A 24,878-nucleotide genomic window follows, 5' to 3' on the forward strand; every position below is an offset into this window, starting at 1 on the left:
AAGTTTCCTGGCACTCGGAACATTGTCCAGTCCTCAATGCCTCTCCCCTGACAATACTTTGAACACATGCAAAACTGCGGGAAAAATCGCATCCATGGATTCGCTTGCACCTGCCGTTGATCCCGGAAGGCCCAAAACGAGCATTTTACCCATGGTTCCGGCAATGGATCGGGAAAGCATAGCAGTAGGAACCCGCTGCTGTCCATAGCTACGAATCGCTTCTTCAATTCCGGGAATTCTTCGGTCCAAAAGCGGTTCGAGGGATTCAGGCGTGATGTCCCTTCGGGATAATCCAGTGCCCCCGGTGTAAATCAACAAATCAATTCCTTGTGCCAGTGCATCGTTGGCGGCATTTTGGATTTGGTCACTGTCGTCAGGAATGACCCTGTATTCCTGCACCTGTACTTGCAGATTTTCCAGCTTTTCGATAATGATTTTCCCGGACTTGTCCTCTCCTATTCCCTGGGAAATGGTATCTGAACACACCAAAACCGATGCTTTCAACTGACTGAAATCCGACTGCTGATCTGATTTACCTCCTTTTTTCTCCTGCAATTTTATCTGTTCGATGCTGATTCCTTTGTCGATCGGTTTGAGCATGTCGTACATCGTGAGGGCGACCACCGAGGCGGCATGCATAGCTTCCACTTCCACCCCGGTTTTATATATGGTGTGGATTTCCACCAGCACCTTGATTTCCATCACACCAATTTCATAGCTGATGGAAGTGAATTCAATAGGCAGCGGATGGCAATCCGGGATCATGTCGGCTGTCCGCTTGGCGGCAAAAAGCCCGGCGGTCTTAGCCATTTCCAGCACGTCGCCTTTGGGAACTGCCCGATCCTTCACGGCAAGGATCGTTTCCGGTTTACTCACTTTGACAATCGCCTGAGCAATAGCTTTTCGAAGGGTCGGACTTTTATGGGTGATGTTGATCATTGTTTTGTTTTTTTTAGTCAACAGTCCATTGAGGACAGTCGACCGTGGTCTGTGGACTACACATTCACTTTCCAGACATGGTTGTCCGTATCCAAAATTTCCTTTCCCCAAATTGGAAGTTCAGCTTTGATTCGTTCCACCAGTTCGTCACAAGCTTGCATGGCTGCTTTGCGGTGTTTGGATGAGGTAAATACAAACAGGCAAATCTCTCCAACTTTGACTTCACCCAAACTGTGGTAAATGTGCATGCAGGTCAGGGGATACTTTTCAAATATGGCTTCACGGATTTCAAAAGCCTTTTCCAAGGCCATTTCCTCGTAGGCTGTATAGTCGATAGCAATAACTTTTCCTTCTGGTTTTTCATCGGCACGGATTTGTCCCAAAAAAATGGAGTGTCCACCTATATCGGTTTTGCTTTGGTGAGCAGCGATGGAATGGGCTATTTTCTCAGGAGATATTGCTCCCTGCACAAAGATATTTTTGGGTTTGCGCTCTTTTTCCATGGTCAAATCAGGAGGTTTTCAGGGCGTTGATTCCGCCTCTGATGGAGAAGATTTTTTTATCGGGAAAAGCCTGCTGCAATTGCTGGGCAGCTTTTTGGCTACGGATACCACTCTGGCAGAAAAACAGAATTTCTTCCGAATCCTCCAATCGGTCAAGTTGAGCTGAAAGGGTGGAAAGCGGGATTTTCATCAAGCCGGTACATTCCAAAGGCGGCATTTCTCCAGGTTCGCGAACATCCACGAAAGCCACATCCCGGTTCATTTTCCGCATGGCTTCATCCCAAGTCAATTGCTTGATTCCTTCACAGGCAAGCTCATAATCCATAGCCTCGAACGCTTGCCAAGTATCTGGAATTGACTGTTGGGAATTGGAGTTTCGCGCAATTTCCACTTCATAAGTTTGGGATGTCAAACTGTTGAAAAACAACACGCGGTTTTTCAGAGGTTTACCCAAAACGCTTAGCACTTTGATGGCTTCCAAAGCCATCAGGTTACCAATGATGCCAGGCAATACGCCCAAAACACCGGTTTCGGAGCAGTTAGGAATCTCTGAAGCCGCCGGCATCTGAGGATAGAGATCCCGATAGTTGCAGGCATTTTCTCCAAGATTGAAGACTGAAACCTGCCCTTCGTGTTGATAAATAGCACCAAATACCAAGGGCTTATCCTGAAGCACACAGGCATCGTTGACCAAGTATCGGGTCGGGAAATTATCCGTTCCGTCAATGATCAAATCAAACCCTGAAATGAGTTCCTGGGCATTTTCGACTGTAATGAATTCGGGGAAAATCTCCCATTTAATATCCTTGTACTTTTCCTGAAAATGTCGGGCGGCAGTTTCAGCTTTGTTTTTTCCAAGGTCTTTTTCCCCGTAAAGCACTTGCCGGTTAAGATTGGATTTTGCCACAGAATCTCCGTCTACAATTCCAATTTTACCCACTCCGGCGGCAGCCAAATACAGTAGAATTGGACAGCCCAAACCTCCTGCCCCGATGACCAGCACAGAAGCACTTCTTAATCGGGCTTGCCCTTCGGGTCCAAATCCCGGTAATATCACTTGTCTTTCAAATCTGTCCATAAATTATCCTCCTGAAAATGGGGGTAATAAGGCAATCTCTTTGCCTTGGGAAATATCGGTATCCGACTGAATCATTTTTTTATCCAATGCCAAGCTAAACTTCATGGATTTCAATCCGGGAAACTGCTTAAAGAGCTGCTGCTTCAAGGCCTCCGAGGAACCCGGATTCTCCATTTCCAAGGAATCCGAACCGATAGTCTCGGCTACCATTCCAAAAGCTTTGATGTGGATGGTGTGGGGCATAGTTTGGTTTGATTTCTGTTCCCAAGTTACGCTTTAGTATGCTTTTTCTCCCACTGATTTGGACTGATCCCTTGACAGATTTCCACAGATTTAAATTTATCTGCGCTTATCTGTGACATCTGGGAGAATCTGTTTACCCGATAATCAACTTCACAGCTGCAAAAGCCAGGACAAAAGCCAGGAGATATTTCAGTGTTTTGGGACTGAATTTCTTCGCTCCCAAATAGGCTCCCAATGCTCCTCCTGCCACAGTCAGCGGCAACAAAATCCAGAGTTGCATCGAAAAGTCAACATGAAAAACAGAAGCTCCCAGAAAACCTGCCACGGAGTTGAGGAAAATGAAAAGCGCACTCAGAGCTGCCGTTTCCTTCATTCCAGCCCAACCCAGCATCAGCAGAATAGGTGACAGAATGATCCCACCCCCGATTCCGATCATACCTGAAAGTAAACCGATTGCCAATCCAAGTACCGGAGCCATCCACCATTTTCGCTCGATTTTTTCAGTATCGGAGACAGGGAAAACCCCGGCAAATTTCAAAACAGGGAACAAGAGCAATACCCCTAAAACCTGCTTGTAAATACCGGTATCCAGCAAAATTGTTCCTCCGAGGTAAGCCGCAGGAATCGAAAATGCAGCTAAGGAAATAAAAAGTTTGACCGGGAATTCTCCTGATTTCCGATAATTCAAAAAGGAAATCATGGAAACAAACATATTTAGAATCAGGGCTGAAGGTCGGATTTCCTCAGGAGCAAAACCCATCAAAGCCAAAATCATCAGGTAACTGCTCGCTCCTCCATGCCCCACTGAAGCATACATAAAGGCAGCAAAAGGCATTAAAAAATACAGTAACAAATCCCAAATCTCCATCCCTTACCAAGGATAAAACGCCACTAAACTCCCCTCTTCCACGTGCTCCGCAGCTTCCGGGATTTCAACCAATCCGTCGGCCACGCCAAAAGGCAATAAGTTAAAGGATTCCTGACCCGGCAGCAGGTGTAACCTGCCGTTCTCCAGCTTTGCTTTTAAGAAGAAAGTCAGCTCTACTTTCTTGTTGAAATCGGATGCAGTGGGTAAGTAACTCGGGCCTGCCCAAGCTTCTGGATTCCCCATCCATTCCATCAGGCATGGTCTTACATACTGAATGAAACAGGTCAAAACTGAAGCAGGATTCCCTGGCAAGGCAAAAACAAGCTTCTCTCCCTTTCTGCCTGCAAACAAGGGTTTTCCAGGGCGTTGTTTGATTTTATAGAATAGCTGTTCGACACCGTTTTGCTCCAGGCTTCCCTTGACAAAGTCAAAATCACCGACAGAAATTCCGCCTGTAAGCAGGAGAACATCCGAATTTTCAAGGGCTGTTTCAACCATCCGGGTCACTTCCTCCTGATCGTCTTTGACTTTGTATACCGTGACGTCGCTGATGCCTAACAATGCCAAAGCGGCATGAATGGAAGGTCCGTTGGCATTGTAGATTTCACCCGGTCGGAGTGGATTTCCTGTTTCAACGATTTCATCACCGGTCAAAATCAACGCGACTTTTGGAGAAGAAACTACCTCGACTTCCTGAAGTCCCAAAGAAGCCAGCAAACCGATTGTCCCGGGAGTAATCTTTGTTCCGACAGGAACGACCTCAGCACCTACCCGGCATTGCGCGCCTTTCTTTCGAACATTGACTCCTCTGAAAAATTTACCGGAATCAAAAAAAATCATTTCTCCTGTTCGGTCAATGTACTCTTGGGGAATCACAGTATCCGCACCTTGGGGAACCGGAGCACCGGTAAAAATCCTTACTGCTTTACCTTTTTCGAGCACAAAATCCGGACGGTCACCCGCTTGAATTATGCCCAGTACTTCCCGACCTTCTCCTTGATCATCCCAGGCTATGGCATACCCGTCCATGCCCGAATTGTCAAAAGACGGCACATCCATTGGTGCCAAAATTGGACCAGCGGTGATTTTACCCAGACATTTTCCCAAAGGCAAAAAGACCGAACTTCCGGTTATTTTTTGCGCTTGAAGAATATTTTTGGCTTCGGAAACTGAGATGAATTCAACCATTATCCACCGATTGTGATCATACTTCGATTATCGATTTTATCCGGATCCGCTTTGAGGTAGTCTTGGGAAAACTGACCTCCCAGGGCGGCATGCTTTCTTGCCACGGACTTTTCAATCAATGGAATAACCTCCTGTCCGGATCGCAAGGCTGCCAACAAATCCAGTTCTTCTTTGCCAAAAAGGCAATTCTTTATCTTTCCGTCGGCAGTCAGCCGTAACCGGTTGCAGTCTCCGCAGAAATGCTCGCTCATCGTGGTGATGAAGGCAAAAGTTCCGACAAAACCCGGAACCTGGTATTTTTTGGCCGTGTCGTGCTTTTGGTCTTCCAGTTTGGTCACGTCAAATTCAGTCTTGACCAACTCCAGCATTTGAGCTGCCGTCACTACTTTTTGGCTGTTCCAGTGATTTCCGCTGAAAGGCATAAACTCGATAAACCGGATATGAAGCGGCAATTTTTCCGTGATTCTTACAAAATCACAGATTTCCTCTTCGATCATGCCATGCAAAGCAACCGCATTCACTTTGACTCTAAAACCTTCCTGCAAAAGCAACAGAATGTTGTTCCAAACCTGATCAAACTGATCTCTTCGTGTAAGTTTTTGGAACTTCTCACGGTTAAGCGTGTCCAAGCTGACGTTGACCGAGCGAACGCCCGCATCTTTAAGTCCTTGAATGTGCTTATGAATCAATACCCCGTTGGTGGTAATGGTCGTTTCGACATTCATTTTGGCGATTCCAGCCAAGATTTCAGGAAATTCCTTTCTGACCAGAGGTTCTCCTCCCGTCAGGCGGATCTTTTTGACCCCAAGCGAAACAAAAGTCTCCGCCAGCTTCAAAATCTCCTCCTTACTCATCAGTTTGGACTGCGGCATCCATTCCATTTCCTCCACAGGCATACAATAACTGCAACGGAAATTGCAATTATCCGTCAGCGAGATTCGCAGGTAATCATGAATACGTCCGAAAGAATCTTTAAGCATAGCCCTAGTTTAGGGAATTGTGTGGTGAAAAACGCATAGAAATAACCCAATAACCGAAATTATGAATAATGAATTGAAATCCGGCTGCAATCTCTGATCTCTTAATCTCCAATTCTAGACTTAACATTCTTCATTCAAAATTAACTCCCCTTCCTAAACTGAGTTGGACTTAAATTAATCTGCTTTTTAAAGAAATTATTGAAGTGGGTGACTTCATTGAATCCAAGTGAGAAGGCAATTTCGGACACATTCCACGAACTGTGTTTCAACAACACTTTGGACTCCTGAAGAATTCGCTCCCCGATCAATTGAGTGGTTGTCTTTCCTGTCATTTCCTTCACGGCGCGATTCAGGTGATTGACATGGACATTCAATTGCTCCGCAAAATCCGAAGCGGCTCTCAGCTGAATGGAAGAATGGCTTTCATCGATCGGAAACTGACGCTCGAGCAACTCCAGGAAAATGGAGGCAATACGCAGTGAAGCATTTCCATGCTGGGTTTGCTGGACTGCAGCAGGCTGCAGCTTCATTCCAAAATGAATCAGCTCAAAGATGAGATTTCTCAATACGTCGTATTTGTACTTGTACTCCGAATCAAACTCCTCCTTCATTCGGGCAAAAATTTCCCCCACTTTTTTAGCTTCATCATCAGTCAACTCAAATACGTGCGTGCCATTGGGCTGAAACACCTCGTATTGCTGGATTTGGCCGAAATTCATGAAAAAATGCGGGTTGAAAATGCAATACACGCCCGAAGCATTTTCGCTCATATGGTCCCACTTGTATGGCACTAAAGGATTGGAAAAGGAAAGCGCCTGCTTTTTGACTTCGTACACACGGTCCGCATAATGAACGGTAGATTCACCTTTGAAAAACATCACTTTGTAAAAGTCCCTTCTGCGGTAAGGAACTGCCTTTAACTTTCCTTCTAGGTAAGGTTCGAGTCTGAACAAGTTGAAATGTCCAAGGTCATTTTTAAGGTTCTCTGGAATCCAATTGAACTTCCTTTTGTAAAATTCCTCCAGTGATTCTGCTTTTTCCATAGTTCCAAGGGTTAATCTTTTTTGTAGTCGTTGGCAAAGTTGTAGTACAAGCCCACATTCCAGACAAAATCATCCCCAGGGACAGTGGAGTTGATTTTCTGAGTCATTGTAGACGTGATTCCAATTGGAAAATCATTCTTTTTGAGCGCAAAAGTTGAGGTAACATAAGTTCCGGAGGTATCATCCACACGAAGAAAGAAAAACTGGGGATTGACCCGCAATTCCATATTCCAGAACAAAGGCAACTCAGAAAACACTGCATTCAAAGCCAGGAAATTGGTATTGTAAGGAGGTGTGGGATTGAACCCATGCCCTTGGAGGTAATACAAGCCAAAACTGAATCGGTTGGAAACTTTATACATCGGTGTCAATTCTCCCGCTAAAAACCGCTTGGTCACCAGCATCTTTTCCTCTTTTCCATCCACCATTACCGGCATTTCGCTAAAAATAAACGCCGGGTGCGCCCCCGCGTTGAGCGTAAATCGTCTATCCTTTACCACCTTGTATCTCCACCAAAACACAAAAGCCCAGGGCTTTCCGTCCATTCCAAAGCGGAACATGGGATCGAAAGAAAGTCGCTCCCCGCCCACACTCAAGTCAAAAAACACTGCCGGCTTACCAAGGGTGAAAGATGGAATCAGGGAAATACCATTGTTGGTGGCGGTAATAGTCCCGTTGAAGTGTCGGATCAAGGGTTCGCGTTGGGTTTCTTGTGCCAGTACTTCGGGAAATGAAGACAAGCTTACGAAAATCAAAACGAGGAAGAATAGCTGAAGTCTCTCTCTCATTTCTTTCATGTTTTAGGATAGGGATGGGGTGAAAACGGATAAAATAAGATTAACAAGCTTTTATCCATTGCAAAATTGAACAAAGTATCTCACTCAATTATGATGGTTTTCAAAGGAAAACTTATGTTTTTCAAACAAACCTATCAAAATCTGGGTGAATTGGAACTCAATATCCATTTGAAGTCTGTTACTCTGTCTTTGGTTCATGAGTCCGTTAATTATCCTGATTTATCACCTGTTTGATTTTGATAAGCTATTGTTTGAATAAGGTTAATTATTGGCCTGTATCGGAGTGAATTTTGTAGGATCCTATTGTAAACCCATCCTACAGATTTAACTATTGAAAAGAGACAACTTAGAAGTAGGGGAACCTAATTATCTCCCTGGGGACTAGGTTGTATGGGAATGAACTTTGGCAATGGATCCTCAGCGGATAAACCCAAAAACAACAAACTTGAAACTTAAAGGCAACTGGCTATTTTCGAAGTCTATTTTCCTCTCATGTCCTTCAAATTTCTCACACTTTTCCTCCTGATTTTTTTCAACTCCGCCAGAATTTGGGGTCAGGAAAAAGCGGAATTGGACACCGTCCCGGTTCAGAATCTGAGGGAACTAATCATCACCGCTACCAGACAGGAAGAAAGCCTACTCAAGGCTCCTGTCAGTGTTGAAAAGCTGAATCTCCAAGCCATTCGACAATCTGCCCATCCCGGATTTTTCGAGGCCATTCAAAATCTAAAAGGAATCCAGGTGATCACCCCAAGCCTTGGATTTCGGGTCATCAATGCCAGAGGTTTTGCCCACACGACCAATGTCCGTTTCGTCCAACTGGTGGATGGGGTGGACAACCAAGCCCCTCACATAGGTGCTCCGATTGCCAATTCGCTCGGCCCAAATGACTTGGATATCCTCACAGTTGAAATTATTCCCGGCTCTGCCTCCGCCCTTTATGGAATGAACGCCATCAACGGCATTGCCCAGTTCATCACCAAAAACCCTTTTGATTTTCAAGGGATTTCCATCAACCAAAAAATCGGGGTTAACAACGTCAATTCTCCGGACTCTAAAAGCACTGCTTTCTCCGAAACCAACCTCCGAATCGCTGAAGTTTGGGGAGGAAAATGGGGCATCAAACTCAACGGAACTTGGATTCAGGGAACAGATTGGCATGCCAACAACCAACAGGATTTAAATCCATTAGCCAATAATTCTACCCAATTGACAGGGGAACAAAATCCCGGAGCGGACCGGGTCAACCAATACGGAGATGAAGCTCCCAATCGGAGAACACTCACCCTAAATGGAATCCGATATGTAGTCAGTCGCACCGGATATGCTGAAAAGGAAGTGGCTGATTATGGATTAAAAAATCTCAAAGGAGACGTTTCTGTTTTTTTCCGACCAAAAAAGCATCTTGAGCTTTCCTACACGTTCCGTGCGACTCAACAGAACAACATCTACCAACGAACCAACCGATTTCGCTTTGATGATTACCTCACTCAACAGCACGCTTTTTTGGTTCATTCCCCCAGTATCCAGTTTAGAACCTATCTCACTAGCGAAAACACCGGAAATTCTTATAACATCCGATCCATGGCAGAAAACATTGATCGGAGTTTTAAGACCGACTCCCAATGGTTTTCTGATTTTTCCAGGCATTACAGCGAGGCTGTAGCCAATGGGTCGCCAGTTGAAGAAGCGATGAATCTATCTAGAGCACTTTCCGATGAGGGGAGGATTCAACCTGAAACTCCCGAAATGGCAGCCAAAATTGAGGAACTCAGAACTATCAACAATTGGGACGTGGGAGCTGCCCTTCGGGTTAAAGCCAAACTTTTTCACACCGAATTTCAGCAGGATTTGAGTTCGTGGCTGTTTCCGACAAATTCGGATGTTCAGGTTATGTATGGTTTGGACTACCGGACCTACATGATCATCCCGGACGGGAATTATTTTATCAATCCGGTCGAGGCAGGAGAAAACCTGAGGTACTGGAAAACCGGAGGGTTTGTCCAAGCCTCCAAAACTTTTTGGGAGGATCGTTTAAAAATCAACACAGTGCTGCGGTTGGAGAAAAACCAGTATTTCGAACCCAAACTGAATCCCAGGTTGGCAATAGTTTACACTTCTCGTACCAAGCAAAGCTTCCGTTTTTCGGTTCAAAACGGTTACCGATTCCCCAGCATCTTCGAAGGTTTTTCCAACATCAACAGCGGGGGGAGAAAGCGAATCGGGGGCTTGCCGATCATGTCTTCCGGAATTTTCGAAAACAGCTACACTCAAGCTTCCATTTCCCTATTCCAGCGGGCAGTCCAATCAGACGTCAATACCAAGGGGCTAAGTCTGGACGAAGCCATATCCAAAAATGAAACCTTGCTAAAAAAATCGGATTACACCTACCTCGAACCGGAACAAGTGACGAGTTTGGAGTGGGGATATCGTGCCGAATTAGCGAAAGGGAAATTGGCGCTGGATGCGGATTTTTATGTAAACCAATACCGCAATCTCATGGCGCAGCTGGACGCCAATGTGCCCAAAACCTCTAACGGAGACAGTCTTGGCTATTATTTCCTGCAAAATTCCACCCAAGACCTTTATCGGCTTTGGACCAATTCCAAAACGGTCAGCGTGAATTATGGGGGCAGTTTGGGCGTCAGCTACAACTTCTTCAAAAACTTTCAGCTTGGTGGCAATTTCACTTACGCAAAACTCTCCCGACAAACCCGGGGTGATGGGTTGGAAGACGGATTCAACACACCTGAATGGAATTACAACCTTTCCCTCGGAAATCCCTCCGTGTACAAATCGCTTGGATTCCAGGTCAACTTTCGTCAGCAGGCAGGTTTTCTATGGGAATCAGCCTTGGCGACGGGTTGGGTTGAGGGCTATTCCACATTGGATGCACAGCTCACGGCAGGGATTTTCAAAAATTCTGGAAGCCTCAAGATTGGCGCCACCAATGCCTTCAATCGCTACTATTACTCCTTTTTGGGTGGGCCGGCAATCGGAGGGTTTTATTACACCAGTGTGACGTTTGAGTTTTAAAGGACTTTCATCCTCATTAACTTGATTTATAAAAACTTCTGTTTGATTTCCGTAAGGCGACCCCCATCGGAAATCCCTAACTTTAAATCTTAATTTCAACAACTATGGCCATTTTCAATCTCAACATCAACGGAACTTCCAAGCAAGTCGATGTGGACCCCAACACCCCGGTGCTTTGGGTTTTGCGTGACCACTTGGATTTGGTAGGCACCAAGTTTGGCTGCGGAATTGCCCAATGTGGTGCGTGTACAGTCCACCTGGACGGCAATGCAGTACGGTCCTGTTCGCTTCCTGTCTCCAGCATCGGAAATTCAGAAATCACCACCATTGAGGGTCTTTCCGAGAATGCCGATCACCCCGTTCAAAAAGCCTGGATGGAACACGATGTGCCTCAATGCGGATATTGCCAAGCCGGTCAAATCATGACCGCGGCTGCTTTGCTTCAGCAAAATCCAAACCCCAGTGATGAAGAAATCGAAAATGCCATGAACGGCAACATTTGCCGCTGCGGGACTTACCTGAGAATCAAAGCTGCTGTAAAAACTGCTTCTAAAAACGGCTAAATCCAATTACCTATGACAACTTTAGATAAAAAATTGGACCGCAGGTCATTTTTGAAAGTCTCTGCCTTGGCGGGCGGGGGCATGATGCTAAGCTTCAGTTGGCTGGCAGGCTGCAAGCCGACTCCGGAGCAGGCTTTGGAACTGCCAAAAGAGTGGTTTGAACTAAACAGCTACATCAAAATCGGCGAAAACGGAGCCGTCACACTCTTCTCACCTAATCCGGAATTTGGCTCCAATGTCAAGACGTCCATGCCGATGATCCTGGCTGACGAACTCGAAGTGGATTGGAAAATGGTGATGGTTGAGCAGGCTGATTTCTGGCCGGAGCGATTCCAGCGCCAGTTTACCGGAGGAAGTCAGGGCATCCGACAGGGTTGGACTCCACTCCGTACAGCAGGGGCTACTGCACGTCAAATGCTAGTCAATGCCGCTGCCCAAACCTGGAAAGTACCGGCAACCGAAATCACTTCCTCAGCAGGTGTATTGGAACACAAAGCAAGCGGTAAAAAAGCAGGCTACGGCGAAATGGCTTCTTTGGCAGCCACCATGGAAGTGCCTGAGGAAGTAAAACTCAAGGATCCGAAAGACTTCAAAATCATCGGAACCTCCAAAAAAAATGTGGACATCACGAGCATTGTTACCGGAAAACCACTTTTCGGTATTGACAAAAAAGTAGAAGGAATGAAATACGCGGCCATCGTACATCCTCCTGCTTTTGGAATGAAGCTGAAATCCCTTGATGCTTCCTCCGTGCTGTCCATGTCCGGAATCCAGGATGCATTTGCGATCAACATTTTCAAGGAAGATTATGCGAGAAACTTCTTTGATACGGCGACATTCCCAGAAATGGTCGCCATCGTAGGTAACTCTACCTGGGAAGTCCTTCAAGCTAAAAAGGCCCTTAAAGTAGAATGGGAAAATGCCCCAGAATCCAGCTTTATGATGTCTGGACGAAATGGGCAACCTTCTTTAGCAAAAATCCCTGCAGGCCTCGAAAGTACAGAGGTACACAAAGCAAAAATGGCGGACTACCTCACCAAACCAGGAAATGTCCTTCGTCGTGACGGAGATCCGGAAGCAGCCTTCAAAAAAGCTGCGAAGGTGATTGAAAAAACCTACACCGCTCCATTTCTGGCGCACAACACCATGGAGCCGGTCAATTGCTTTGCAAATGTGACAGCAGACCAAGCTGAAATCTACGGACCTACTCAGGCACCAGAATTCATAATGGGGGCTCTTTCTTCCACACTTGGCTTGCCAAAAGAAAAAATCAGCATCAAACTGGCCCGAATGGGCGGAGGATTTGGTCTTCGTGCCTACAGCCATCACATGGTGGAGGCGGCCGTGATTTCGCAGAAAGTTGGAGCTCCGATCAAGATGGTCTATACCCGAGAAGATGACATGACTTATGGCATCTATCGCCCGAGCTATTCAGCTACCTATCGTGCTGCTTTGGATGAAAACAACAACCTGCTGGCACTTCATGTAAAAGCGGGTGGTGTCCCTGAGACACCCATTCACCCCAACCGTTTTCCTGCTGGTGCCATCGACAATTACCTTGCTGAAGGCTGGCAGATCGAATCCAACATCACCATCGGGGCCTTCCGTGCACCACGTTCCAACTTTATCGCGGCAGCTGAGCAAAGCTTCCTGGATGAATTGGCTGAGGTGATGGGCAAAGACCCAATCGAATACAGACTCGAATTGCTCAAGCGGGCCGAGACCAATCCAGTGGGTGAAAACAACGACTACGATGCCAAGCGCTACGCAGGCGTACTCGAACTCGTGCGTGAAAAATCCAAGTGGAGCAATCCTCCGGCTGGCGTACACCGGGGCGTTTCGGCCTACTTCTGCCACAATTCCTATGTTGCAGAAGTGGTAGACACCGTGATCAGGGACAACAAACCGGTAGTGGAGAAAGTCTATGCAGCGGTCGACTGCGGAATCGTGATCAACCCGGACGCTTCCATCAACATGGGCGAAGGTGCCATCGTGGACGGAATCGGCAATGCTTTCTTCGGAGAATTGGCTTTCAAAGATGGGGTACCAAACAAGACCAACTTCGACAAGTATCGTATGATCCGCCAGAAGGAGGCTCCAAAAGCGATTGAGGTTCACTTTGTAAACAGTAAAGAAGATCCGACCGGACTGGGCGAACCTTTCTTCCCTCCTGTCTTTGCGGCTTTGGCAAACTCGCTCTACAAAGCAACCGGAAAGCGCTACTACGAGCAGCCATTTGCTCCGCAGTTGGAGATGCAGAATCTGAAGATGTGATTTACATTCAAGATAAAATCGCCTGGGTCAAAAGCTCAGGCGATTTTTTTTGTCTTTTTTTAAAACCTTGGGGTTATGAAATTTCCCTTGAAATTGACTTCAGTTTTTACCCAAGGGAAATCAAATTCTAACTATTAATCGGATCCTCCGGTCCTACTTTAAAGGGGGAAATGTAGGGTAAACCATAATTTTGTCTACCAAAAACAAACTCTCCCCTTCCGAAAAGCTTCCAATCCGGCCTTTTTTGACTACCTTTGAACTTCATTGAATTTCTCTCCCTCAGTCTTTAGCCCTTCCTGATTTTTTGATCCGATTTGTTTCGGTCCGGAGGTCACCACAGACAGACTGATCGCTTTGCTTGTTCAATCACCGATTAAAATCAATTTAAAAACAGCCCAAGGCCCATTCCCTTGGGATAATCTCAATACCAAATACAAGAGCAATGATCGAAACTGCAACAAGTGAAGTGACTCAGGAGCAACCTCAAATCCTACTTGAAGGATTGAAAGTTCTGATAACCTCCGACCAAACCCAGGATGAACTCGTATCCAAGCTGGCCAACCTTGAAGTGGAAGTTCAGTGGCAAAAAATCCCTGAATCGTTAAAAAACCTGGAAGAAACTTTTACTTTTCGACATGTCAAGCCTGCATTTGACTTTGCCGAACAGCAAGGTCTGGACTTGGTTATTGCCATTGATTCCAGTTCCAACAAGTTTTCGATCGGTGTCAGAAAGTCTGTAGAAGGCGGATTCATGCTGCTCAACATCCATCATACTTCCTTGCTTTTAGCTAAACTCCTACTGGAAAACCACGGAGCATTGAACTGCAAAAAATCCATTTTCATCACTGATCTTTTGGATAAGCTTTTCGCTAAGTATCAGGCACCTGTGACCACACTTGCCTACCTCTCCAGTCCACTTTCGGAGCAGGAAACCTTTCAGAAAAGCGAGGAAAATGAATGCTTGTTCATTTCTGAAAATCAGGAAATAAATCTGAAAGGGCAAAACGACAGTTTGGGCTATCTCCTTTCACGACTGTTGATGGCTGCCAAAAAAACCAAAGCGGAAAATCAAACACTTTTCGACCTGTTGATCGGGACCTATCAGGAACTGGGCTTCCAGCGGGAAAAAAACCTGGCAGTATCAATCGAAGAACCTACTCAAAAGGCTTTCTTCAAAAAAATCATGGCCCGTCTCAAGAAAAAACCACCCTTGACCTTGGGAATGAATGAAATCGTAAGTATCGAGGATCTCAGCAACAGTTCATTAAAAAATCTTCTTAGCGGAAGAATTGTTCCTTCCAAATCTCCTGTTGCACCGGCACTTCAAATCCAATTGAGCAGTTCAATTCGAATCCTGATTTTCCCTCATGGAGATCGGATCAATTTCTTCTTCACCAGCCAGGGCAGACAGATCAACAAAGACAATTTCAGCACCATCAGCCAGCAATTGGACCAACAAGTGATCAAGCTGATCGCCGAAATCAACCGATTGGGGCTGGAGAATTAATCCTTGAGCCCAAAACGCAAAGAAATACAATTCAAAGAATCTCTTTTTAATACCGAAGTACTCAGCTAAAACAGTTCGTTTTTCTTTTAATTTCAACAGATTATAAAAGAAGAATGAACCGTTTTAGACATACTTGCATCCTTTTCCTGTTCTCAATTTCTTTGGGACTTGCCCAGACCAACCTTCAAAAATCTCCTGTTCAGCTTAGCGGTATCTATCCTCATCTTGCCTACTATAACAACGAAGGGGAGTGTGGCACCGGAGCCGTGGTTCCTTGGGCTGGAAAACTTTGGGTCATCACATACGGCCCACACCTCCCCTATGGCTCTTCTGACAAACTCTACGAAATCGATGAAGCGCTAAATCTAATTATCAGGCCCGAAAGCATCGGCGGAACGCCTGCCAACCGAATGGTCCATCGGGAGTCCAATCAACTTTTTATCGGTCCTTATGCCATCGACGCCCAAGGCAATTTACGCGTCATCCCCTACTCACAAATGCCCGGTCGACATACGGGAAATGCCCGGCATTTGACAGATCCTGAAGGGAAAATCTATTATGCCACGATGGAAGAAGGGTTTTACGAAGTCAATGTCCACAGCCTTGCCGTGACCAAATTGTATGAGGATGCAAATGTCAGCCGAGACACCAAAACGCTAAGCCCAGAGAAACCTTACAGCTATTTACTCCCTGGGGCTCATGGCAAAGGCGCCTATTCCGGACAAGGTGTTTTAGTCTATTCCAACAACGGCGAGCCCTCAGACCTGGCACTTAAGCAATTTGATATCCAATCCGGATCCCTGAGCGAATGGGACGGTAAAGACTGGAAGGTAGTTCGCCGAAACCAGTTTGTGGAAGTAACCGGCCCCGGAGGAATCTATGGAAATAAGGATCCTGAAAATGACCCAATATGGGCTACGGGTTGGGATCACAAATCCGCAATTTTGGGTGTAAGGGAAAAATCAGGATGGACCTTTTATCGTTTCCCAAAGGCAAGTCACAGCTATGATGGAGCGCATGGTTGGAATACCGAATGGCCAAGAATCCGGGATATCGGCACTCCTGATTCACCGCGATATCTGATGACCATGCATGGGATGTTTTGGGATTTTCCGGAAAATTTCTCTTCCAAAAACTCCAAAGGCATCCGCCCAAGATCTGCCTACCTAAAAGTGATCGGAGATTTCACCAGATGGAACGACCGCCTTGTATTTGGCACGGATGATTCTGCTCAGAAAGAATTTCTTAATAAACGTGCTTCAAAAGGAGGAATCGAAGGCCCCGGACAGTCCAATTCCAATTTATGGTTTACTGACTTGAATCTTCCGGATCAATTGGGTCCAGCCACGGCCAATGGCACAATTTGGCTCAATGAAGAAATCCCAAGCGGCGTTCCCTCCGAACCCATGCTCTTTGCAGGATGGAAAAACAAAGTATTGTGGATCCAAAATCAAGGACAAGAGGAGGTGACTTTCTCAATTTCATTGGATTTAGAAGGCAACGGAACCTGGAGGGTAATTGATTCGCTGAAAATGAAACCCAACCAATCCAAAAAGTTGATTTTCCCGGATAACTTATTGGGCGAGTGGATCAAAATCACTCCCGATAAAACGACCAAAGCCACAGCCCATCTCGCTTTTTCAAATGAAGATAAACGGGTAAAAACTCCGGCCACTTTATTTGCCGGACTTCTCCCCATTTCTTCCGAGGAAATGACAGGAGGCTTGCTTTATGGCTTGGGAAATGACCGGAGAAAACTCGGAATCGCTGCCTCGAAGTATGCAAATGGCACAGAAGTGACAGAGGCCGGCTATTACGAACTGGATGAAAAATTAAATCTCGTCAAAACCGACGATCCTGAAACAAATCAGTTCATCAGGGAAAAATTTGCCATCCCTAGCCAGGTATTTACGGTGGAAGAAGGCTCTGTCCTGATTGTCGACGACAAAAACAGAAGATGGAGACTTCCGCTGGGGTCGGAGAATTTTACGGAGCCCTCCCTCAATGGGGAACTCCGGATCTGCAGGGAGGTAGCCACCGAGCGGGATCTCTTCAATTGCCACGGGACCTTCTATGAGCTCCCTGCCGAAAACGCGGATGGGTATGCCAAGATCAGGCCGATTGCTTCCCACAACTATAAAATCAACGATTACGCTTCCTACCGAGGAATGCTGGTAATGACTGGTGTGGATTCAAAGGAAAGTACAGGAAATGAACACATCATCACTTCAACAGACGGGAAATTATCCATCTGGGCAGGTGCGATTGATGATTTATGGAAAATGGGAAAACCCACAGGTAACGGAGGCCCTTGGGTAAATTCAGAAATCAAATCCGGAGAAGCTTCTGACCCCTATTTGTTTGGATTCTATGACCAAAAGGAATTGAAACTCTCACATGCTTCTGAAGAAATCGTGACTTTTTCTATTGAATTTGAACCGATCGGTCATGGACCTTGGATGGCCTGGAAAGAAGTGGAAGTAAAACCCGGAGAAACCGTTGTGATCAAATTTCCTGATGGTCTGGAAGCCCGATGGATCAGATTCCGAACTGATCGGGACTGCAAAGCAACGACCTGGTTGAGTTATCAATAAGGACTTTTGGATACCCTGAATGAATATTCCAATCAACCGAACAACCGACCTAACATGAGAATTCAGGTTTTGAAGCCTGAATTTTTCATTTGGTCTATGGCATTGGAATTTTCATTGATCAAAATCGATCCGTTCACGCCTTTTTATTATTCCTGAAAAAGTCCGCAGCAATTTTCAGCGGTCGGAAAGTCAGGCGGTTTTTGATGCGGATAGAGGCAACCCGTTGAGCAATACTTTGGAGCGTACGAAGGAGTTCAAGGGTGTGCTTTCCTTTATTGATCATGATGCACTCAGCAGCGGCTGCCCTACCGGCATCCGTGATTTCGGCACGGGATGCGATGCCGGATTTGTGCAGGTTTTCCAATACTTGCGTGGCCCAGATCACCGGTACATGGGCGGCTTCACAAAGCCAGGAAATTTCTTCCTGAATCTCCACCAAACGCTCAAAACCGATCTCCACGGCCAAATCTCCACGCGCGATCATCACCCCAAAATCCGGTTCAACCATCCCTTCCAGCAAAAGTTGGGGCAAGTTGACCACAGCTTCGTGAGTCTCGATCTTAAGGATAATCGGAGGGATTTCGGGTTTGATTTCCCCCAAAGCCATTCTGAGTTCAGCGATATCCGCGGCAGTTCGGACAAATGAAAAACCAACGGTATCGGCATAAGCACAGGCAAATGGAAGGCAGGAACGATCAAACTCCGTCAACGAATGAATATTAAGCGTGGAGTCCGGGAAGTTGAGACCCTTTCCAGCCTTGATGACCGGCTTTTTGGAAGAAATCCGCTCAATTCGAACCGATGCTTTATCGTGGAAAACCTCCTGAATTGTTCCCAAAATCAAACCATCATCGATGAAAACCCGCTCCCCTGCTTTGAGCCAGGGAATAATTCCAGGTTCATTGGGACTGATGACAATGTCTTTTTCATCAAACCCTTTCACTGAATCACTCAGCCAAATCAGTGAATCGGGATGAATCTCCACGGAGCCTTTCTTTTTGCCTTTGCCTAGCAAAACCGTCCGAATCTTTGGCCCTGCGAGATCCAAATGGATTTTACAGGGAATACTGGTCTGTTTGCTGGCTTGCTGGATTTTTTCGACCATTTTCAGCCAAATAGCCTCGTCGTCATGGGCGCAGTTGATGCGGGCAACTCCCATCCCATATTTCAGTAAGTCGGCCACGAGGTGTTTTTCCTCCAAAAAAGACCGATCAAAAGTGACCATTACCGAAGAAGGCCATTCGGCATGGAGTTCTCCAAAAAGATGGATGCTGCTCTTTTCGATCTTCTTGGCACCAAACTCCATTGTGCAGGGATCGAGTTTGGGAAATTCAACTCCCAGATGCTGCAGGGTCACCTGAATCTGTCGATGGGTATGGCTTTCACAACTGGCCAAGGATGAAAGTCCATTGGCGTGCAACATGTCCTGAAGTCGCCTAACGTCCGTTTTGCGCAAGACCAGGTATTTAAGAAAGTTGACTGCTGACCTCCGGTTGTGGGGATGAACCCGCCCCAGAACTTCGGCAAACTCCTCCTCGATCTTGGACATGGATTGGTGAAGAGCGGTCAATTGGGTCTTAATTTGGGCAAAAGGGGCTGCCATAGCTATGCCTCGGTTAGGTGGGTGTAAGTTCCAAAAACTTTGGGTAACCTAATCACGTGACAATGGGATTCATAGTTTTATTTTTTTCGGGCTTGACCTTTGAAAATATCCCACTGAGGATAAATCAATTAGGGAACGACAGAGCATATCAGTGATTTTTTTCTGGTCTGTTTGAAGCGAAAAAGCGATCCATTGCGTCATGGAGAGGTATTTGAAAACCTAATCCAACAAGTATGTACTTTATTTCATCAAACAAAAACATCCTCACAAGAGGAATTAAGACTGTAACCGGATTGATTGCCGGATCACTTTTATTGACAGGTTGTATGGACGATCTTGAATCTCCTGAATTACCGCCGGCGGCTTATGTATCCATCTACCAAGGTTCACCTGCTGCCCCAGCGATGGATGTCTTCGCCAATCAGAACCGGGTTAATCAAAATCCTTTGAACTACACGGAGGTATTGGCTTACAGCGCCTTTTATCCGGGTACAAGAGACTTCCGTTTTTCAGGTTTTAATTCCGCAACCTCCCTGCTGGAAAAAAACTTTGTGCTGAAGGCAGACTCAGTGTATTCGGTCTTTGTAACCGACAAAACAGCAGGAATTGACGCAATTCTGGTCAAAGATGTCTGGGCTGAGCCCAAAGCTGAAAAAACACAGATTCGGTTTGTTCACCTTTCATCAGACACCGAAAAGGTGTACTTACAGGCCTCAGGGGTGGCTTCTCCCTTGGTAACAGATTCCAATTTCAAATCCGTTTCGGACTTTAAGGAATTGAACAAAGGAAACTTTACCCTTACCGTAAAATCCGCAACGACCAATGAGACTCTAATCCAGTCCGGAACGCTGGAACTAAAAGGCAACAGAGTCTACACGCTGATCCTGAGAGGAATGAAAAGTGAAACCACAGGCGGGAAAAAACTCGATCTCCAGCTGATTACCAACTTTATCAACTATTAAAAAACGCCTCATATTTTTTGTTTTTCCCGGAGCCCTGTGGGCTTCGGGAATTTTTTTGCCCTTCCCTTTCCAATCCACAACTATGGATTGGAAAAGTTTATGAGAGCCTACACAAAAAGTAATCAAATCTTCAATGAAAAAAGCCACTCGGATCATTCCGGAGTGGCTTTGGGTTTGGTTTAGTAATCGAGATTCTGAACAACGAAATGATGACTGTGGGATTACCAAATCCTTTTAAAATCAGGGATCCAGCAATTTCATCAGTCATTGGCTTTAAGGCCCAATAACCTTAGACTATATATCAACCAACAGATAATTGCGTCTTGGGTTATTTCTTTTGGACAGCTCCGAAATTGACCTTGAAAGAAGCTCCGAACATGCCCAGTTTTTCTCCGTATCCGGAGAATTCCTGCAAAGGATAATTGTAAAAAGGCATCACCTCATAGCTGGTCTTCTTGGATTGATACAGACGGACATTCACCCCGAAATTGGCTGTAGCGAAGGGATAAAACCTGTTTTCAGGAACATCCAAGGCCGAAACCTGACTAACCGCTTCTGACTTAAGTGTAAATGAATTGGCACTTTCAGCCGAAGCATCCAAAACAGCCACCTGCCGGGTGTAAGAAGATTGCTGCTCCGCATTCTGATTGAAGGTCATCAGATTGGAAAATCCTGCCTGCACTGATATGGACTGACTTCTCGTCAATGGATATTTGACAAACAGCGGGATATCCAGCTGAATTTGACTGATCTCGCTGGATTGGGTGACAGGGGATGAAAATCCCGCCACTTGAGCATAAGACTGACTTTCACTCGCCTGATTCAGGTAATTGACCGCCAGCCCAGAGCCTAATGTCAACTTGCCTGGCAGATCCATATCCACCAACACTCCCAATCCCAGACTGGATCCTGAGGTGGTTTGCTCGGTGCCTTGGGAAGTTCCAAAACCCGGAGAAAGTCCCATCGCCAATCTGGCAAACGACTTGGTTTCCAGAATCTCCTGAATCTCTTCTTCGCTGAGCTGAGGCTCTGTTGGCAATTCCTGAACAACAACAGCCTGATCCTGCTTGGCTTTGGAAGGAATTTCTTCCTTTGGATTTTCAGCTTGGGCAATCAGGGATTCAACCGCTTCAGCCTTTTGGCCAATTTCCTCAGTAGATGATTTTTCAATCAATGCCAGATTATCGCTATTTTTTGGCTCCGGGGAAACGGGATTGGAATTGATAGATTTCTGTTTTTGGCCTGATGAAATTTGGTCCTTGGGAGTCTTAATTGATTCCTCATTTCTGCCGGAACTCAAACTTTCAGAAACACTTTCTTCCTTTCGGTCTGCATTGGGTATTTCCTGATCCAATGCGTTAGACTCAAGTTGAGTTTCTTGTTGGTTTGAGGCTAGTTGTTCAATCAACGGTTCTTCCTTCAAAGGAAGATCCTGAGAAATCCATACACTTCCTGCAACCCACAAAAGGGCTAGTGAGGCAGCGACACCTGTAATCCAATACCCTGCTCTTTTGCGGACAGCGGCGGCACGTTTGGCTTCAAAAGCCTCCCAAGCCCCCAATTCGTAAGGAAGAGGGTTTTCCTCCTGCTGCTTTCGAAGCGAGGATGCCAACCATTTTTCGGGGTTATCTTCCTGCATATTCTTTCATGTGTTGGTGAATCAGCTGACGTAATTTGGATTTGGCCCGTGTCAGGTAAACCCTGGAGGAGCTCTCGGTGATTTCCAGCCGATCCGCTACCTCTCTGTGACTATATCCTTCCACCTCGTAGAGGTTGAATACCAGTTGTTGATCCTCGGGCAGCTGCCGTAGGAGTTTGAGAATGTCCTCAAAAGCCAGCTGATCCGGGGCATATACTTCATCGAAAACCGGGGTTTCTCCGTCTGCTTCCAGGTGATTTTGGAAGCGTTTGTCCTTCCGGTAATAATCTATTGCGGTGTTGACCGTGATTCTCCTTAGCCAAGGCTTGAGGGAGGGGGCTTCGTCCATCTTTTTCAGGGACTCAAAGCACTTCAAAAAAGAGTCATTGGTGATCTCCATGGCCAAGTCCCTGCTTTTTGAATAGGACAGACTGATCCCCATGACATAGCCATAGTATTTTTTGAAAAAAAACTCCTCATGTTTTTTTGACCGGCGTTTGCAACCGTCGATCAACTCTTGGTCAGACCAGTTCAAATCAAATCAACCTTTCACTATTGTTATTCACTCAATCAGGGATAATCAGTTCACAATTTCCCACACAGTTAAAATCTTTAAAGCTGCAATGTTCTCTCATGTAAATGGAAAAAGGATCCATTGGAGAAGTATTGCGGAAAGCTTTTGCCAAGTCAATTCGGATTACCTCTATCTCCTGTTCGGAACCTGAAATACAACTTGAAAATTGTGCCGTGAGATAGATTTGCATTCTTTTTGGAGAAGATTCCTGCCAAACACCATCCCACACCAGTTCGTAGTTTCCGATGCAGTCTTTAGGACGGAGGATTTCAATTAGAAGTTCATTCCCTTCCCGTTTCATTTTCCTGACTTCAAACTCCACTTGGCAAAGTGAAGGATCCTTTCGGTTGAAATCCAGCTTCTGAAACTTTACAGGATCAGCAGTAAATAAGTACCCTTCTCCCTGCACCTGATAAGGAGAACTAATCCCCATCACTGCGTCCGTATTTTCAACGGTGCAACTGCAAAGAAACAACAGAAGGAAAAACCGGAAAACCGTGATCATGAATGATTTTTTGAATAGGACGAAAATAAGGATCCATCATGCTACACCATTCTGGAAAATAAAACACAATGAATTGATTTTCATATAGATAAAACTAAGTGTTTGACCTTTGAATAGCTTAAAAACAAAAAAGCAACCTTTGAATTGGTTACTTGAGACGGAACGAAAGTGCCTGAATATTTCTATTCATTACATTGATTTTAAGTGATTCATTTTTTAAAAAATTCAAAAGACCATCTTACTTCTTTTCGAGTTTCCTCTTTTCCAGGATGACTGAATAAATTAAAAGTTATCCTTAGCCAGCACTCTCCATTTTGAAGAAACTTTCAATATGGGAAGTGCTAAAAGTGAAAACACGTAAAACCAATTTTTCATTTAAAAATAAAGTCCGGAAAAAATGATTTATGCTTTTCAGAATACTCATCACCTAATTTAATTTTTAACATTAGCCGCTTTCTTATTTGCTCCTGATCTACCTCTTGTCCTTAGGTAATTTATATACAAAATGTTCCCTTTATTTTCATTCTTAGTTCATGGCTTTCTGTTTACAAACCTAATTCCCTGCTTAATGCCTATTTTTAAAACGTTAGCCAATGCAGTCTAATTTTCTAGAAATTATTCCAGGATTCATTTCAACTAGATCAAACCTGACATTGGGTTTTTAAAAGGATAACAAATCAAAAATCAGTAATGTAAAAGTTACTTAAAGCGAAATGGCAAGAAGAGAGGTTGCTTTTTCGGATTTCATCTTCGTGAAGGCCTTTGGACCTTTACTTATTTTTTAAAATAACGGGTTCATCAAAACCACTCAAAAATTGGAGAAAGCAACAAAAAATTACCTTACCCTTTTTCAAAAAATGCCGGAAGGGATAGTGTATGAAGATGCAAATGGCTTGCCTATCCAAATGAACCCAGCTGCTGAAAAAATGCTGGGGCTAAATTTAGCGCAACTTAGGGGGGATTCTCCAATTGATCCAAAATGGCATGCCATTCATCTTGACGGTTCGATTTATGATTTCCAATCCCAAGCAACTTTGATTTCACTGCAGACTGGACTCCCAATCGAAAATGAAATCATAGGGATCTTCAATCCGGAGCTGAATAAATACAAGTGGATTTCCATGAATTCAACCCCGGAATTCAGGCCAAATGAAGAAAAGCCTTTTCAGGTATTTGCCACCTTTAGAGATATCACAGAGCAGATCGAAGCTGAAAAAAAACTAAAGGCTCAGTCCGATTTGATGGAGCTATTGGTTTTTACCTCGACGTCCTTCATCAATATCCCCGAGGAAAAGCTTCGGGAAACAATTCAAATCTCCTTACAAAAATTGGGGGAGTTTGTGAATGCAGACAGAATGTATGTATTCGAATACAATTGGGAAAAGCAAACCTGCTCAAACACCCTTGAGTGGTGTAACGAAGGGATAGAACCTCAGATCGATCTACTTCAAGAAGTTCCTTTGGAGGGTTTAGAGAATTGGACTGAATGTCATCAAAGGGGCGAATCGATGTACGTGGAGAATGTCCTTGCCCTGGATGAGGAGTCTACTTTACGACAAATTCTAGAACCTCAAAGTGTGATCAGTCTATTGGCGATGCCAATCATGGATAATTCTACCTGCTTGGGATTTATCGGCTTGGATTCGGTACGAAGCCAACATTCTTACAGTGAAAATGAAATTAACCTCCTGAAAATATTCACCGGGATCCTTTCCAATTTGAAGAACCGCCTTGAAAGCGAAAGACAGCTAAAGGAGCGAATCAAAGAACTTAATGCTATCTATCAGGTATCAAACCTAACCATCCAAGGGAATCTTTCTGAAGACTGCTTACTTCAAAAGATCTCAGAGGTCATTCCTCTGGGTTTTTTTGAACCAGAGATAACCTATGTAAAAATACTGTTTAAAGGCAAAACTTTTGAATCTTCAGAATTCTAAGCCACCACCAATTTCATCAGGGAAAAAATAGTTTCAAACTCTCAA

General features: G+C 45.1%; 20 protein-coding genes. 7 read left to right on the forward strand and 13 right to left on the reverse strand.

What is annotated here, in order from left to right:
• Nucleotides 1-33 precede the first annotated feature (33 nt).
• The 9 genes from moaCB to D0X99_RS11830 all read right to left on the reverse strand — a co-directional run bounded on the left by moaCB (nt 34) and on the right by D0X99_RS11830 (nt 7,630).
• Nucleotides 34-939 carry a bifunctional molybdenum cofactor biosynthesis protein MoaC/MoaB gene (gene moaCB, locus D0X99_RS11790; protein WP_119478027.1) on the reverse strand — a complete coding sequence of 302 codons (906 nt, stop codon included), beginning with the start codon at nt 937-939 and terminating at the stop codon, nt 34-36.
• A 56-nt stretch (nt 940-995) separates the two neighbouring features.
• Nucleotides 996-1,442: a molybdenum cofactor biosynthesis protein MoaE gene (locus tag D0X99_RS11795; RefSeq protein ID WP_119478028.1), complete on the reverse strand. Its 447-nt coding sequence runs from the start codon at nt 1,440-1,442 to the stop codon at nt 996-998.
• A 7-nt stretch (nt 1,443-1,449) separates the two neighbouring features.
• Nucleotides 1,450-2,520 carry a HesA/MoeB/ThiF family protein gene (locus D0X99_RS11800; protein ID WP_119478029.1) on the reverse strand — a complete coding sequence of 357 codons (1,071 nt, stop codon included), beginning with the start codon at nt 2,518-2,520 and terminating at the stop codon, nt 1,450-1,452.
• Nucleotides 2,521-2,523: 3 nt separating this feature from the next.
• Complete coding sequence (locus tag D0X99_RS11805) at nt 2,524-2,763, reverse strand: MoaD/ThiS family protein (RefSeq protein WP_119478030.1); 240 nt, start codon at nt 2,761-2,763, stop codon at nt 2,524-2,526.
• 133 nt (nt 2,764-2,896) lie between these two features.
• The gene (locus tag D0X99_RS11810) at nt 2,897-3,631 is read right to left on the reverse strand and encodes a sulfite exporter TauE/SafE family protein (protein WP_119478031.1); all 735 of its coding nucleotides are present in this window, start codon (nt 3,629-3,631) and stop codon (nt 2,897-2,899) included.
• Between the two features lie 3 nt (nt 3,632-3,634).
• Nucleotides 3,635-4,819 carry a molybdopterin molybdotransferase MoeA gene (locus D0X99_RS11815; RefSeq protein ID WP_119478032.1) on the reverse strand — a complete coding sequence of 395 codons (1,185 nt, stop codon included), beginning with the start codon at nt 4,817-4,819 and terminating at the stop codon, nt 3,635-3,637.
• Nucleotides 4,819-5,799, reverse strand: a complete 981-nt coding sequence (gene moaA, locus D0X99_RS11820) for a GTP 3',8-cyclase MoaA (protein ID WP_119478033.1) — start codon at nt 5,797-5,799, stop codon at nt 4,819-4,821. The genes D0X99_RS11815 and moaA overlap by 1 nt, the downstream gene beginning before the upstream one ends.
• A gap of 140 nt (nt 5,800-5,939) precedes the next feature.
• Nucleotides 5,940-6,842 carry a helix-turn-helix domain-containing protein gene (locus D0X99_RS11825; RefSeq protein WP_119478034.1) on the reverse strand — a complete coding sequence of 301 codons (903 nt, stop codon included), beginning with the start codon at nt 6,840-6,842 and terminating at the stop codon, nt 5,940-5,942.
• An 11-nt stretch (nt 6,843-6,853) separates the two neighbouring features.
• Nucleotides 6,854-7,630, reverse strand: a complete 777-nt coding sequence (locus D0X99_RS11830; protein WP_158587700.1) for a hypothetical protein — start codon at nt 7,628-7,630, stop codon at nt 6,854-6,856.
• 501 nt (nt 7,631-8,131) lie between these two features.
• Between D0X99_RS11830 and D0X99_RS11835 the strand changes: the two genes are divergently transcribed.
• The 5 genes from D0X99_RS11835 (at nt 8,132) to D0X99_RS11855 (ending at nt 17,613) form a co-directional block, all read left to right on the forward strand.
• A complete protein-coding gene (locus D0X99_RS11835) occupies nt 8,132-10,675 on the forward strand; it encodes a TonB-dependent receptor plug domain-containing protein (protein WP_119478036.1) in 2,544 nt (847 codons plus the stop codon).
• A gap of 104 nt (nt 10,676-10,779) precedes the next feature.
• Complete coding sequence (locus D0X99_RS11840; RefSeq protein ID WP_119478037.1) at nt 10,780-11,238, forward strand: (2Fe-2S)-binding protein; 459 nt, start codon at nt 10,780-10,782, stop codon at nt 11,236-11,238.
• Between the two features lie 12 nt (nt 11,239-11,250).
• A complete protein-coding gene (locus tag D0X99_RS11845; RefSeq protein ID WP_119478038.1) occupies nt 11,251-13,512 on the forward strand; it encodes a xanthine dehydrogenase family protein molybdopterin-binding subunit in 2,262 nt (753 codons plus the stop codon).
• Nucleotides 13,513-13,954: 442 nt separating this feature from the next.
• Nucleotides 13,955-15,019: a hypothetical protein gene (locus D0X99_RS11850; protein ID WP_119478039.1), complete on the forward strand. Its 1,065-nt coding sequence runs from the start codon at nt 13,955-13,957 to the stop codon at nt 15,017-15,019.
• A gap of 113 nt (nt 15,020-15,132) precedes the next feature.
• Nucleotides 15,133-17,613: a hypothetical protein gene (locus D0X99_RS11855; protein WP_119478040.1), complete on the forward strand. Its 2,481-nt coding sequence runs from the start codon at nt 15,133-15,135 to the stop codon at nt 17,611-17,613.
• Between the two features lie 133 nt (nt 17,614-17,746).
• On the opposite strand, the gene D0X99_RS11860 is transcribed toward D0X99_RS11855, so the two are convergent.
• The gene (locus D0X99_RS11860; protein ID WP_119478041.1) at nt 17,747-19,216 is read right to left on the reverse strand and encodes a pyruvate kinase; all 1,470 of its coding nucleotides are present in this window, start codon (nt 19,214-19,216) and stop codon (nt 17,747-17,749) included.
• A 233-nt stretch (nt 19,217-19,449) separates the two neighbouring features.
• On the opposite strand from D0X99_RS11860, the gene D0X99_RS11865 reads away from it, so the two are divergent.
• Complete coding sequence (locus D0X99_RS11865) at nt 19,450-20,178, forward strand: DUF4397 domain-containing protein (protein WP_119478042.1); 729 nt, start codon at nt 19,450-19,452, stop codon at nt 20,176-20,178.
• A 328-nt stretch (nt 20,179-20,506) separates the two neighbouring features.
• On the opposite strand, the gene D0X99_RS11870 is transcribed toward D0X99_RS11865, so the two are convergent.
• Genes D0X99_RS11870 through D0X99_RS11880 form a run of 3 tightly spaced genes read right to left on the reverse strand, consistent with a single transcriptional unit; the run spans nt 20,507 to nt 22,896 of the window.
• Nucleotides 20,507-21,817 (reverse strand): hypothetical protein, encoded by a 1,311-nt coding sequence (locus D0X99_RS11870; protein WP_119478043.1) that lies wholly within the window; start codon nt 21,815-21,817, stop codon nt 20,507-20,509.
• Nucleotides 21,804-22,352, reverse strand: coding sequence for an RNA polymerase sigma factor (locus tag D0X99_RS11875; protein ID WP_233553704.1), 549 nt, complete (start codon nt 22,350-22,352; stop codon nt 21,804-21,806). Before D0X99_RS11875 ends, D0X99_RS11870 begins: the two co-directional genes overlap by 14 nt.
• 31 nt (nt 22,353-22,383) lie before the next feature.
• Nucleotides 22,384-22,896 carry a hypothetical protein gene (locus D0X99_RS11880; RefSeq protein ID WP_119478044.1) on the reverse strand — a complete coding sequence of 171 codons (513 nt, stop codon included), beginning with the start codon at nt 22,894-22,896 and terminating at the stop codon, nt 22,384-22,386.
• An 815-nt stretch (nt 22,897-23,711) separates the two neighbouring features.
• On the opposite strand from D0X99_RS11880, the gene D0X99_RS11885 reads away from it, so the two are divergent.
• Entirely contained in the window at nt 23,712-24,833 is a 1,122-nt protein-coding gene (locus tag D0X99_RS11885) for a GAF domain-containing protein (protein ID WP_119478045.1), read from the forward strand.
• Nucleotides 24,834-24,878 lie beyond the last annotated feature (45 nt).

It is taken from the genome of Algoriphagus lacus, from assembly GCF_003583985.1.
Taxonomy (GTDB): Bacteria; Bacteroidota; Bacteroidia; order Cytophagales; family Cyclobacteriaceae; genus Algoriphagus; species Algoriphagus lacus.

Coding starts and splice junctions, on each gene's coding strand:
- moaCB (WP_119478027.1), bottom strand. CDS start 939: ATGATCAACATCACCCATAAAAGTCCGACCCTTCGAAAAGCTATTGCT.
- D0X99_RS11795 (WP_119478028.1), bottom strand. CDS start 1,442: ATGGAAAAAGAGCGCAAACCCAAAAATATCTTTGTGCAGGGAGCAATA.
- D0X99_RS11800 (WP_119478029.1), bottom strand. CDS start 2,520: ATGGACAGATTTGAAAGACAAGTGATATTACCGGGATTTGGACCCGAA.
- D0X99_RS11805 (WP_119478030.1), bottom strand. CDS start 2,763: ATGCCCCACACCATCCACATCAAAGCTTTTGGAATGGTAGCCGAGACT.
- D0X99_RS11810 (WP_119478031.1), bottom strand. CDS start 3,631: ATGGAGATTTGGGATTTGTTACTGTATTTTTTAATGCCTTTTGCTGCC.
- D0X99_RS11815 (WP_119478032.1), bottom strand. CDS start 4,819: ATGGTTGAATTCATCTCAGTTTCCGAAGCCAAAAATATTCTTCAAGCG.
- moaA (WP_119478033.1), bottom strand. CDS start 5,799: ATGCTTAAAGATTCTTTCGGACGTATTCATGATTACCTGCGAATCTCG.
- D0X99_RS11825 (WP_119478034.1), bottom strand. CDS start 6,842: ATGGAAAAAGCAGAATCACTGGAGGAATTTTACAAAAGGAAGTTCAAT.
- D0X99_RS11830 (WP_158587700.1), bottom strand. CDS start 7,630: ATGAGAGAGAGACTTCAGCTATTCTTCCTCGTTTTGATTTTCGTAAGC.
- D0X99_RS11835 (WP_119478036.1), top strand. CDS start 8,132: ATGTCCTTCAAATTTCTCACACTTTTCCTCCTGATTTTTTTCAACTCC.
- D0X99_RS11840 (WP_119478037.1), top strand. CDS start 10,780: ATGGCCATTTTCAATCTCAACATCAACGGAACTTCCAAGCAAGTCGAT.
- D0X99_RS11845 (WP_119478038.1), top strand. CDS start 11,251: ATGACAACTTTAGATAAAAAATTGGACCGCAGGTCATTTTTGAAAGTC.
- D0X99_RS11850 (WP_119478039.1), top strand. CDS start 13,955: ATGATCGAAACTGCAACAAGTGAAGTGACTCAGGAGCAACCTCAAATC.
- D0X99_RS11855 (WP_119478040.1), top strand. CDS start 15,133: ATGAACCGTTTTAGACATACTTGCATCCTTTTCCTGTTCTCAATTTCT.
- D0X99_RS11860 (WP_119478041.1), bottom strand. CDS start 19,216: ATGGCAGCCCCTTTTGCCCAAATTAAGACCCAATTGACCGCTCTTCAC.
- D0X99_RS11865 (WP_119478042.1), top strand. CDS start 19,450: ATGTACTTTATTTCATCAAACAAAAACATCCTCACAAGAGGAATTAAG.
- D0X99_RS11870 (WP_119478043.1), bottom strand. CDS start 21,817: ATGCAGGAAGATAACCCCGAAAAATGGTTGGCATCCTCGCTTCGAAAG.
- D0X99_RS11880 (WP_119478044.1), bottom strand. CDS start 22,896: ATGATCACGGTTTTCCGGTTTTTCCTTCTGTTGTTTCTTTGCAGTTGC.